This window comes from Fulvivirga kasyanovii (genome assembly GCF_009711405.1).
Classification (GTDB): domain Bacteria; phylum Bacteroidota; class Bacteroidia; order Cytophagales; family Cyclobacteriaceae; genus Fulvivirga; species Fulvivirga kasyanovii.
In genome coordinates, this window is sequence record NZ_SMLW01000630.1 from 1 (window position 1) to 13,386 (window position 13,386).

At 44.9% G+C, this 13,386-nt stretch carries 7 protein-coding genes; 6 read left to right on the forward strand and 1 reads right to left on the reverse strand.

Annotation, left to right across the window (positions count from 1 at the left end):
- Positions 1-204 precede the first annotated feature (204 nt).
- Positions 205-1,197 (reverse strand): ABC transporter ATP-binding protein, encoded by a 993-nt coding sequence (locus E1163_RS21260; RefSeq protein WP_221418055.1) that lies wholly within the window; start codon positions 1,195-1,197, stop codon positions 205-207.
- Positions 1,198-1,422: 225 nt separating this feature from the next.
- On the opposite strand from E1163_RS21260, the gene E1163_RS21265 reads away from it, so the two are divergent.
- The 6 genes from E1163_RS21265 (at position 1,423) to E1163_RS21290 (ending at position 13,320) form a co-directional block, all read left to right on the forward strand.
- Complete coding sequence (locus E1163_RS21265; RefSeq protein ID WP_155174483.1) at positions 1,423-1,713, forward strand: hypothetical protein; 291 nt, start codon at positions 1,423-1,425, stop codon at positions 1,711-1,713.
- 228 nt (positions 1,714-1,941) lie between these two features.
- Positions 1,942-3,132, forward strand: coding sequence for an FAD-dependent oxidoreductase (locus E1163_RS21270; protein ID WP_155174484.1), 1,191 nt, complete (start codon positions 1,942-1,944; stop codon positions 3,130-3,132).
- Between the two features lie 43 nt (positions 3,133-3,175).
- Positions 3,176-3,718, forward strand: a complete 543-nt coding sequence (locus tag E1163_RS21275) for a TetR/AcrR family transcriptional regulator (RefSeq protein ID WP_155174485.1) — start codon at positions 3,176-3,178, stop codon at positions 3,716-3,718.
- Between the two features lie 174 nt (positions 3,719-3,892).
- Positions 3,893-8,200, forward strand: coding sequence for a two-component regulator propeller domain-containing protein (locus tag E1163_RS21280; RefSeq protein ID WP_155174486.1), 4,308 nt, complete (start codon positions 3,893-3,895; stop codon positions 8,198-8,200).
- A gap of 165 nt (positions 8,201-8,365) precedes the next feature.
- On the forward strand, positions 8,366-11,341 hold the full coding sequence (locus E1163_RS21285; RefSeq protein ID WP_155174487.1) for a glycoside hydrolase family 9 protein: 2,976 nt from the start codon (positions 8,366-8,368) through the stop codon (positions 11,339-11,341).
- 308 nt (positions 11,342-11,649) lie between these two features.
- On the forward strand, positions 11,650-13,320 hold the full coding sequence (locus E1163_RS21290) for a M1 family metallopeptidase (protein ID WP_155174488.1): 1,671 nt from the start codon (positions 11,650-11,652) through the stop codon (positions 13,318-13,320).
- The last annotated feature ends 66 nt before the right edge of the window (positions 13,321-13,386 follow it).

Below are 13,386 nucleotides of genomic sequence, written 5' to 3' on the forward strand. Positions count from 1 at the left end.
ATGAAAACCCTGAAGGGATGTAATTTCTTCAGTTTGGAAGTATTACTGTTGTCAGTACTTCTGAACTGTTCAACTTTACCAAACTTCTGAAAGTTTAGTAAAGCCGCAGTTTAGCCCTGTTAGCTGTGGAACTAACAAATTTGTCTTACCAAAATAAAGTTAACCGCAAGGTCTTCGAAGAAGTACAGAGAGATATACCGCATTTCATCCTTCGAGAAAGTGGATGTGATCAGGATCGATACGGAGGCAGAGTTTGTCGCCGGGGCGGTAATATTCTTTTGAGTTTACTTTGAGGGGGATACCGCCTGCTTCTATCTCGAGTTCGTAAGTGTCACCTAAATAAGCAGAACTGGTGACTACCCCCTGCCCCGTTTTGGTTTGTGACTCACATATGCAAACCTTGCCGGGACGGAAACTGGCTTTTGTATGCTGATGGAGGGAATTGTTATTTCTTAGATCCGGAAATGCCTTAAAAAGATCGTCAGGAGCCAAGACGTTGACATTACCAAAGAGATAAGCGACATATTCATCTTTTGGCTTTTCATAAACCACCTGAGGTTCATCCATCTGTACAATTTTGCCGGCCCGCATAACAGCAATCTGATCGGAAAGGGACAGGGCATCTTTCACCTCATGGGTAACGAATATCAAAGTGTCTCCATCCTTACGGGCCTGCCTGATCACTTTATGCCGTATTTCATCTTTGAGCATGATATCGAGGCTGCTGAATGGCTCATCGAGCAAGAGCAGTGCAGGCTCTTCCGCCAAAGCTCTGGCCAGTGCAGCCCGCTGCTGTTGCCCTCCTGATAGCTGTACAGGTCTCTTATGCTCCAGCCCTTGTAGCCTGAAAAGGTCGACGAGGTAATTCAGCCTTTCATTTTGAAACTCATGAACGTATCCGCGTAGGTTATAGCCAATGTTTTCCAGAATGGTATGTTTAGGCATTAGCCTGAGGTCCTGCGCCAGCATCTTGATATCAGGGTGCCCGGGCACAAGGTTGTGCGAGGGGCCTGTAACTACTTCGTCAGCCAGCCTTACTTCCCCCGCATCCACATCTTCGAAACCACCTATGATCTTAAGCAATGTTGTTTTCCCAGATCCATTTTCACCCACTATAGAAAGTATCCCTCCTTCTTGCAGGTCAAGCGAAACATCATCTACAGCAGCAAGATTTTGTCCGGGGTATTTTCTGGACACATGGGTGAGTCTTAAAAATGGCATCCGCAAATATAAGATAACATTGCTTTAGTTAACCTCGCCTTCTCCTCCTCCGCAAAATCATTCTATTTCCGGACAGAATATAGCAATCAAAAAATATCAATTTTTTAACTATAAATTATTCATATTCTTTATATTAGAAGTCAGGCCAATTTCAACATTTGCCTCAAACAGTTTTTTTGTCTTACTAAAATATATTTGTCTATGGGCGGCGGTGGAGCACTTGATGCAATGAACAAATCCCTGAAACAAAACAGGGCAATGATGAATAGTGGGTCAGGTTTCGAAAAAAGAAAGAACTCCTTCTACTCTTCATCAGGAAACAAGCAAAAATGGGTCTTTAAAAAAGCCACTCCGGCACAGCTCCGGCGGATCAACGATAAAATGGTTGAGCTAAGACAGGCTGATATAAGACGAAAAGCCATCGTACTTGTACTGTCGGGCATCGTATCCATTGCGCTTATCTGGGCAGCGCTTACTTTCTTTGGTTTTTAAATTTTAGCAACAGCATTTTCTTCAGGATCAGGAGGAATTTCAGGAAGACACTAACGCTTCGTCTCTGCGCTTAACAGACCACTGTTAACAGCAATGGGTAGCTGGTTTTTATTGCCGATCCTCTTGTTCCCCAGGTTTTTAGCCTGGTATTTTCTTCCATTACAATTTAATTCTGTAATTTTACATACCGGACGGTCGGTTTTTTTTATTAATAAAATTTAGCATCTCATGAAAGAAAATATAACTACGCCTACTGAGAATCAGGAAAAAGGAAAATTCAAAACGTTAATTGTGGGAGCCGGTATTGCAGGGCTTACGTTAGCGGCTTTGCTTGAGCAGAGAGGGGAACGGCCGGTAATCATCGAAAAAGAGGATGAACACAGCTTTAACCACTCCGGGTACATGCTGGGGATGTTACCATTGGGTGGCCGTGTGCTGAACACACTCAATTTACGACAGACTTACCTGGAGCATAGTGTAAGCGTGCATAACTACACCCTCCACAACCAGAAAGGCGAAGCTGTAAACTCTTTCCCTACCGATCAGATCACCACTGAATATGGGGACTACCAAGGCATAAGCAGGCCTGAGTTTATGAATATACTTTTATCAGCGGTCAAATCTCCTATACACTTTAATACTACTGTCAAGTCGATATATTATTCCAACAAAAGGCCTCAGGTAACTTTTAACGATGGATCGGAAAGCGCTTATGACCTGGTAGTGATTGCTGACGGACTGCATTCATCCACACGTGACCTCCTGCTTGGCAGGCATGAATACAAATATTATGAAACCCGCTGGGGTGGATGGGTAACCTGGATAGATGCCATGCCTACGCTGGAGGGTGAATATAAAGAATACTGGATGCCCGGCAAGTTCATGGGGTTGTACCCCGTCAAAGATAAAATAGGTGTTTTTCTGGGTGGAGATACGAAAGCCATCACAAAAATCGGCCCTCGAAAATTGGCTAAACAGGCACGGAAGAGTCTCTCCAAAATATCACCAGAAGCATCTGCAGCCCTGGATGCTTTTGATACCAGTGAAGAAATGTTCTTCTGGGACTTTCACGACTGCCGTACCAAGACGTGGTGCAAGGGCAATGTAGCTTTGCTAGGAGATGCAGCTACAGGCTTCCTGCCTACTGCGGGTATCGGTGCTTCCATGGCTATGGACTCGGCCGCCGCACTTGACGATGAATTGTCGCGTGCTGATCATGACCATATTTCTTACGCGCTCAAACTTTATGAAGAAAGACAAAAGGGCCGGGTAGAAAAGGCACAGTCAGATTCACGGTTCCTGGGCAAACTGATGTTTATTAAATCTCCTTTATTGGCCGCCCTGCGCGATAAGGTAGTTGGCTTCTACTCTATGGATATGTTCCTCAAGGGCATAAAGAGTGTTATGGAGGGTAAATAGTTATTGGCTCCACTTTCATTATCTTTGAGCCAACTTTTATCTATTGAAAAATACCAAAGAACATATCATAGCAACTGCTCTCAAGCTATTCCTCAACCATGGCTACCGGGCCACCTCAATGGCTCAAATGGTTGAGGCCTCCGGAATGTCGAAGGGTGCATTTTATCATTATTTCAAAAACAAGGAAGATATCTATGACTCAGTCATCAACAGCTATTTTCTGAAATATATTGATGAAATAAACTGGCAGGAACTTGAAGGTTTATCTCTGCAAGAAACAAAAGCAGCCATGGCAGCATTTTATAAAAACTTCGTAAAACAAATCGGAGAACTTACAGATAAAGGTACTTCCAGGTATTTTTCATTATTCTTTGAGGCTTATCACCAGGTGCCGGTTTTTAAGGAGCAGATCAGGGGGTTTTACTCCCGGCTGGTGAGGATAATCGAGGATAAGATGGTAAAAGAGCTGTTTTACAACGAACAAAAGGCCCATTCAGAAGCCATTCATATCATTGCGCATTTTGAGGGACTGCTGTTCTGGTCGGCAGTATTCCCTGAAAAGGACACCTCCTTTTCATATGATTAAATAATGCACCTGCGTTGAAAGCTACTTCCCAATTTTCAACAATTAGTACCTATTTCTACATTTTTCAGCCCATAAGGTACATAACATAACGACCCTGATAACCGGCTCCTTTGCACATCTGTCGCATGAATTAGTATATTGTATATACTCTTGGTTGGCAAATAACAATGAAATATGCATCTGAAAAAATTATTGTTAGCGGCCTTCTATTTATATTTTGGTATACAAGTCTGTGCCGGTCAGCATAAAGAATTAAAGTTCAAAAGGTTCAACAGTGAATCGGGTTTATCCAGCAGCAAATCCACCTGTTTTGCTCAAACTCCTGATGGCTATTTATGGATTGGTACTGCTGATGGCTTAAACCGCTTCGACGGGCACTCCTTCAATACCTTCCGAAATGACCCTGACGATTCACTTTCTTTGAGTGATAATTACATAAGTACATTATTTGTAGATCATGAAGGAAAACTATGGATAGGCACACAAAACAATGGTCTGAGTGTATACGATGCAAAAACCGGAACATTTCATAATTACCGGTCAGAAATACACGATCCTTCCACACTCAGCAATCACTATATCACCAGTATCACGGAGGATGCGGATAAAAACCTCTGGGTAGGCACGATCATGGGGCTGAACCGGTATGACCGCAAGCAAGACAACTTCCATCGCTACTTTCATGAAATAACGGTAAGTATCTTTCAGCAGACTATTGACAGCCTGAGGAGCAAAGAAGTACCTTCTCAGGTTATTCAGGGGGTTTCCGGGTTGATTGGGGAGGAATTTCAAAATGAAAGGGCCTTGTTCAGAGCTCTTGAAGGGCAACTTACCGATGAGCAACTGGAAAGCTATAAGGTCAGCATCCTCAAATACTCGGGGCTGAAAGCTACGGCCGACCATATAAGGGTGCTTGAGGCTGATAGTATAGGCAATCTATGGATTGGCTATGACAAAGACGGCCTGGGCTACTTCAACCCCAAAACAAGCCGGTTAAGCACTTACCGGTATAACGCCAAAGACCCGTACGGCATTTGTAGCAATGAGATTTCAAGCCTGACCCTGGATGATGGGGGTTTGTGGGTAGGGTCAAGGGACGGCAGCTTGTGCTGGTTGCAACTTCCGTCAAATCAATTTACATATTATGAGCTACCCGGTACCTCCTCAAATATAGAGTCCATAAAAGTCGACAGCCGTGGTACGCTTTGGGTTGGTGATGGCTATGGCCTGTGCAGGTACGATAAGGCCCAGAAGAAGTTTTACCGCTATCAACACCAGGAAAATGACAAGTACAGCCTTTCCTCCACGGCAGTAAAGGCTATTTTCGAAGACAAGCACAACGACATTTGGATAGGCAGTACGCAAGGTGGCATTAACCTGACTTTGGGTAATATCCCCTTTACTCACCTCAAGCATTATCCTGAAGCCCCCGGATCACTCTCAAAAACCAGCGTGTCCAGTGTACTTGAGGATAGCAAAGGGAATATCTGGGTAGGCTATTATGCCATGGGCCTGGATATTTACAACCCGGTGAGTAAAGAAGTCACCCACATGGCACATGTTCCCGGAGTACCCGGCAGCCTGGGAAAGGGTACGGTATTCGAAATATTTGAAGACAGTAAAGGAAACATCTGGGTAGGTACCTACGAAGGTGGCCTGCAAATGTTTGATCCCGCAAGTAACAGTTTCACAACCTACAAACATGATCCTGCGAATCCTAAAACCATCAGTGGCAATGATGTGAGGGCTATTGCAGAAGCTGACGATGGTACGCTTTGGATAGCCGTTCATGGCCAGGGTGTAAGTGCATTTGACCGGAAAAAAAACATTTTCAAAAGTTATAAAGCCGATTATCTCGACTGGCAAAACTCTTTGTCCAATGACTGGGTATACACACTTTATATAGACAGTGACCAAAATGTATGGGTTGGCAGCGTGTTTGGTATAAGTGTCTTAATGCACGGAACCAGTCATTTCAAAAGCTACACCAAAGAGAACAGGAACCTGAGCCACAACAATGTCAGGGCCATTTTGGAAGACACCCAGGGTAATTTATGGATAGGTACTGATAACGGGCTTAACCTGTTCAACAGGGAAACCTCGAGGTTCTCCACCCTATTTTGCAAAGATGGCCTGCCCAACAACACCATCCATGGCATACTGGAAGATGCGCAGAGCCAATTATGGATAAGCACAAACCATGGCCTGTCCAAATTTGATCCCGGTAAAGGTTCATTTACCAACTATGATATTCTCGATGGCTTACAATCCAACGAATTTTTCCCCGGTGCATGTAGCAAAGGCCCATCAGGGACCTTTTATTTTGGGGGCATTAATGGCCTTACCCTCTTTCAGCCTGATCAGATCGAAGAAGATTCATCAGCTATCAACATCAAGCTTACAGGGCTAAACCTGTTTAACAGCCCTGTAAAACCAGGCCAGGCTCCTCTAAAAAATACCCTGGATCAAACCGACCACCTTCGACTAAAGCATGATCAGAACATGGTCACATTTGTATTCTCTGGACTGGAATTCAAAAACCCGGAAAAAATTCAATATGCCTACATGCTAGAGGGTTTCGATAATCAATGGAACTACATAGGGAACAAAAAGGAGGCTACTTATACCAACCTGGACCCGGGAGAATATACTTTTAAGGTAATGGCCGCTTCCGGCAACGGAGGCTGGCACAAAAATGTAAGGTCCCTGAAAGTAACGGTCCTTCATCCGGTTTGGCAAACCATACCTGCATACCTGCTCTACGGAGCCATATTTCTGGCACTGATATACTACTACAAACAGGTAGCTGTTGCCAAAGAAAGATTTAAAAACAAGGTGGAGCTACAAAAAATGGCGATGAAAAAGGCCCATGAAATTGACATGATGAAGCTTAATTTTTTCACGAGTATATCGCATGAATTCCGCACGCCGTTAACCCTGATCCTGGATCCTATCAACAGACTACTAACCCAAAGGAGCGGGATGTCAGATGCGGAGCAGGATAATCACTTTAAGATCCTAAGGTCAAATGCGCAAAAATTATTAAAGCTTGTCAACCAGGTGCTGGATATATCGGCTATCGACTCCGGCCAGGTCAGGCTTGCTACAGACAGGCATGATGTAGTAGAGTTTTGCCAGTCAATTATTGAAACCTTTTCTTTCTCTGCAAGCCTCCGTGAAATAGAGCTGCGATTTTCCTGCAATAAAGAATCTGAATATGCATTTTTTGATGCTGATATTCTTGAAAAAGCCATAACCAACCTGCTGTCTAATGCCCTTAAATTCACCCAAAAAACCGGCCGGGTTTCATTGCAAGTGTTACTGACTGACCAAAACAACCCGGAATGTCCTGATCATATTAAAACACCTTCCATTCAATGCCAGTTTATCAAATTGACTGTAGCTGACAACGGCCCGGGAATTGCAAAGGAACACCAGGCTAAAATATTTGAAAAGTTCTTTAAAGCCCAAAACCACAGGTCAGGATCTGGCATCGGGCTGGCGCTTACAAAACAATTGGTTGAGCATCATTACGGTGCCATAGAGGTGCAGAGCCAACAGGGCGAAGGCAGTAAATTCACAATATGGATCCCAGTGTCGCAGGAAAGATTTGCCCCCGGGGAAATTGTAAGGCAGCAGGGTTCGGACCAGTGTACCAGGGGAATATTTAACGAGGAAATATCCTGGAAAAATGGAGAGATAGCTAAGAGTGAACCGGTTTCCGGCCGACCGACCTTGCTGTTGGTTGAAGACAATGATGACCTGAGAAAATATGTAAAAATGCAGCTAAGGCATGAATACCTGGTATATGAAACCGATTCAGCAGAAAACGCACTTAAATTAGCTGCAGAATTAAACCCCGACCTGATCATTGCAGATGTAATGTTGCCGTGCATGAATGGCCTGGAGCTTTGTCACAAAATCAAAAGCAATACCTCCACCAGTCACCTGCCAGTGATATTACTTACCTCACGGGCCTCAAGCGAAAATGAACTGGAAGGATTTCAAACCGGAGCCAGTGACTACATCAGCAAACCCTTTGATGTGCTCCTGCTCAAAGCCAGGATCAAAAATGTTCTTGCCTTAAAACAGCCATTAAAAGATAAGCTGAACCACGATCCTGATTTTGAACCGCTGGATATAGTCCCACAAAGCCTGCAGGACAAAGGCTTCTTCCAGGAACTGGTCAAAACCATTCATGAGCATATAGCTGATGAAGGTTTCAGTCCCGAAAAGCTTGCGGACAAGATGAATTTAAGCCGGTCGCAGCTTTACAAGAAAGTCAAGGGACTTACGGGGCTTTCCGTGAGTATTCTTATCAGGAATATTCGTCTCAAAAAAGCCAGCAAACTCCTGAAAACACAGGACTTGAGTATCTCAGAGGTAGCCTATGAAGTGGGCTTCAGCGACCCGGGTTATTTCACCAAATGTTTTAAAGAAATGTACTCCTGTCCTCCGTCAGAATACCTGAACAGCCATTGATCAGCTTAAAAAAATCCGGGCAGCACGATGCTACAATAGTCCCAGTCATGAGACAATAATTATACCGGGACATGAGTACATGGAATTGATATTATAGTCGAAGTTGCTGACAGGCAAAGCTCCTAATTTCATTATCAGATAATTTTCAACTATAAACCTTATTCTATGATCAATGTAAGTAACATACGTACCGGCATTATTACGCTCTTGCTGCTGGTAGCGTATATTTTCCAATCAAATGCTCAGGATTATAATTATGCCGAAGCATTACAGAAGTCGATGTTCTTCTATGAGTGCCAGGAGTCAGGCGAATTGCTGCCTGACAACCGGGTAAACTGGCGGGGCAACTCTGCCCTTGATGATGGCGCAGACGTAGGCCACGATTTAACGGGTGGCTGGTACGATGCCGGTGACCACGTTAAGTTCAATTTCCCCATGGCTTTTTCTGCCACCGCATTGGCGTGGGGTGCCATTGATTTTGAAAGTGGCTATGTAACCGCCGGACAGATGCCATACATCAAAAGGAACCTGAGGTGGGTCAACGATTATTTTATCAAATGCCATACTGCTCCCAATGAGCTATGGGGGCAAGTGGGTAACGGTGGCCTCGACCATGCCTGGTGGGGTTCTGCCGAAATCATGCCTATGGAAAGGCCTGCTTACAAAATCGATGCATCTCAACCCGGCTCAGACCTGGCAGGAGAAACCGCAGCAGCCATGGCAGCGGCCAGCATAGTATTTCAGGATGATGACCCGGCATACAGTGCTACCTTGTTGGAACACGCCATACAACTATACAATTTCGCTGATAACTACAGAGGGATATACTCAGAATCCATTACGGATGCAGCAGGCTATTACCGATCTTTCAGTGGTTATAATGACGAACTCGTCTGGGGAGCCATCTGGCTGTATCGTGCTACAGGAGATGCCGCCTACCTGGCCAAGGCTGAGAACTACTATGCCAACCTAAGTACCGAGCCTCAGAGCACTATAAAATCATACAAATGGGGGCTTGCCTGGGATGACAAGTCTTATGGGTGCTATGCATTATTAGCCAAGCTCACTGGTAAAGCACAGTATAAAGCAGATGTAGAAAGGCACCTTGATTACTGGACTGACGGATACAATGGCCAAAGGATCAATTATACACCGGGTGGACTGGCTTACCTCGATGTCTGGGGCGCACTGCGATATGCCGCGAATACCAGTTTTCTGGCTTTGTATTATGCCCCTGACGCCACTTCTGCCTCCAAGGCCCAAAAGTACCGCGATTTCGCTCTGAGCCAGATCGACTACGCCCTGGGTGACAATCCCCGAAATAGCAGCTACGTTGTAGGCTTTGGAAATAACCCTTCTCAAAACCCGCACCACCGTACGGCACATGGAGCGTGGGCCAACAACCAGAATGGCCCTCCGGAGCAGACCCGCCATATTCTTTACGGTGCATTGGTAGGAGGACCCAATAATGATGACACCTATGAAGATGACCGCTCCAACTACATCAATAATGAGGTGGCCTGCGACTATAACTCCGGATTTTCCGGTGCCCTAGCAGCCCTTGTAGAAACCTATGGAGGGTCGCCCCTTCCAAACTTTCCTGTTCCGGAAACTCCTACAGGGGAATATCTAATTGAAGCCAAGCTCAATGCCCAGGGCAGTACTCATACAGAGTGGGCTGTATGGGCTCTTAATCACACGGCGTGGCCTACAAGAATACCGTCCGAGATCAAGTTCCGGCTTTTTGTAAATATCTCTGAGGGTATAGCCGCGGGTTACAGTGCTTCCGATTATGTCGTTTCTACCAATAATTCCAGTGTGGTAAGCCATACGCAACTGCTACCCTGGGATGTAAATCAGGATATTTACTACGCGGAAGTCACTTTCAATCCTGATATCAAAATATACCCTGCCGGTCAGGGAGAATCAAAAGAAGAGGCTCAAATGCGGATCAGGCTTCCCTATGAGGCTCCGGCATCTGCATGGGACCCTACCAATGACTGGTCGTTCCAGGGTGTAGATGGCACTTTGAAGGAAGTTCCCAACATACCCATGTATGTAGACGGTGAACTTGTATTTGGTGAAACTCCCGGGGATGGTTCCGGTGATATTCCGGTAACCGGTGTGAGTGTGACCCCAACAGCAGTCTCTCTTAACCTTAACCAGACTGCTCAATTGCAGGCCAGTGTATCTCCTTCCAATGCTACTAATAAAACCGTAAGCTGGTCGTCCAGCAATTCTGCCATTGCCTCAGTTAGTGCTAGTGGATTGGTAACCGGTTTGGCTGAAGGATCGGCAACTATTACAGTGACTACGGAAGATGGTGATTATACCGCTAGCAGCCAGGTAACAGTAACTACGGATACAACGCCTGACGAATATACGCTTTCCACTTCCATCAATGGTCAGGGAAGCATTCAGCTCAGTCCGGCAGGCGGGGTTTATGATGCCAATACGGAGGTTACGCTCACTGCTCTTCCTGTTGCTGGCTATGTATTCACCGGTTGGTCAGGAGACCTTAGTGGCACGGCTAACCCGGCTACCATCGTAATGACTACCAATAAAACCGTAACGGCTACCTTTGAAGAGGAGAGCGGTGGGAATACATGCGACTCTCCAACTCCGGTTTCATTACCATTTACCAAAGAAGGAGCAGGTGAATTCTGCTATAGCATATCAGGGGATATAAGCTATATCAATTCCTGGAATATGGAGAAGGTAGAGATCAATGGACAGGACTTTACGAACACCTGGTCTAACAGTCTGCCTGCCAAAGTGGATGGTCAGTATTTCGTGTACTACAAAGGTTCATTTCCATGGTCACACTTTGAGGCTGCGGCAGCACAAAGTTCTGCGGCGCGCCAGGGTACAAATGCCATGAATACAACTGAGGCAGGTCGCGACATGGTACTGGTTTACCCTAACCCATCTCCGGATGAAGTCACTGTTTATATTGCCGAACCTTCGTCGGTTTCGGGTATTTACATTTACAGTCCTTCAGGAGCGCTGGAGCATAAAATTGACCAGGATGCTGTAAAAGCAGAAAATCGTCTGGCCTTGGGCAAAGATGCAAAGGGTGTCTATATCATCAGGGTAGTAACTGACAAGGCAACTAACACTTTTAAAGTGATTAAACAATAATCAAACAACAACCCTGATCTCCTTTTTAAGGAGTTAGAAATCTGAACAGGACTTTTCCATACAGGGAAAGCCCTGTTTTTATAGTAGCCGTTTTAGTGCTACGTGCTGTTATAAGACTGATCAACAAGCTGTTGAAATTGAACGGCTACTATATCCTGCCGCTTCATCTATCCAATACTATCTTAACAATCACCTGCCTTACGCCAACCTTTCAAACTAATATAATACCAGTCAAAAGTTTTTCAAACTTACTTCTGGCACACATTCATGGGGCTTTGTATATTCAAGCCACACTAAAACATTTCATCATGCATAAAGGAGCATTTTATACCCTCATTTTAATACTCATATCGACTATGTCGTTTGCTCAGGAGACGGCAAAGTTTACAAGGCAGGACACGCTGAAAGGCTCCATTACTCCTGAACGTGAGTGGTGGAACCTTACTTATTATCATCTTGATGTAAAGGTTGACCCTGAAAACAAAATCATCAGTGGCAAAAATACTATACGCTACAAAGTACTTAAGCCCCATAACGTGATGCAGATTGACCTTCAGGAGCCAATGAAGATCACGAAAATCACGCAAAGTAATAAAGAGCTTAATTTTACAAGGGAAGGAAATGTATTTTGGGTAAAGCTGGTTGAGAAGCAGCACGAAGGCAGTGCCAACGAGGTAGTGGTGCATTTCGAAGGCTCACCAATAATAGCTAAAAACCCACCATGGGACGGCGGCCTTACGTGGCAAAAGGACAAGAATGGTAATCATTTCATTGCCAATGCCAACCAGGGAATTGGTGCCAGTGTGTGGTGGCCGTGCAAAGACCATCCTTACGATGAGGTGGAGAATATGAAAATCAGCGTTACCGTACCCGAAAACCTGATGGATGTATCCAACGGACGCCTGATTAAAGTAGATCATAACAAAAAGGAGCAAACCAAAACTTATCATTGGGAGGTCAACAATCCAATCAACAATTATGGCGTAAACATCAGCATCGGTGATTATGCACACTTTAGCGAAGTTTATGATGGGGAGAAGGGTAAACTGGATTGCAACTATTATGTGTTAAGCTATAATCTGGAAAAGGCCAAAGAGCAATTTAAGGACGCCAAACGCACATTGCAAGCTCTGGAGCATTGGTTTGGCCCCTATCCATTTTATGAAGATGGTTATAAATTAGTTGAAGTGCCCTATCTGGGCATGGAGCACCAAAGCGCGGTTACTTATGGCAATGGTTACAAAAACGGCTATAAAGGCAACGACCTGAGCGGTACGGGTTGGGGACTTACTTTTGACTTTATTATTATCCATGAGTCCGGTCATGAGTGGTTTGCCAACAACATTACAGACAAGGATGTTGCCGATATGTGGATCCATGAGTCATTTACTGCATATTCAGAAAATCTTTTCCTCAATTACCATAATGGCAAAGAGGCCAGTGCTGCCTATGTACTTGGTACAAGGTCGGCCATACAAAATGACAGGCCTATAATCGGGCACTACAATGTCAGCCACCATGGGTCGGGTGATATGTACTACAAAGGGGCCAATATGCTTCATACGCTAAGACAAATTGTGAATGATGATGAAAAATGGAGGAGCATTCTTCGTGGGTTAAATAAAGAGTTTTACCATCAGGTGGTAACCACACAACAGGTTGAAAACTACCTGAGCAAGCGTGTAGGCAGGGATATGTCTTCTTTCTTTGACCAATACCTGAGAAACACCAAAATACCAACATTGGAGTACAGAAAAAGGGACGGCAATCTGTTCTACCGATGGGGCAATGCTGTTTACGGCTTCAATATACCGGTAAAAGTCTATATCAACGGTGAGGAAAAATGGCTGGAGCCAACCACAACCTGGAACACGCTGGAAGGTTTGCCGGCAGATTTTGAGGTTAAGGTGGATCCTAATTTTTATGTGGGTGAGATGAATGTTATGGGCAGGTACAGTGAGGTAAAGCCGGAGAAATAAGTCGTACCAGGTGAGTGTTGTTCCTCCGGATGGGCGCCGAGTCCTCTGCGAGAGACTTGGCTGGGA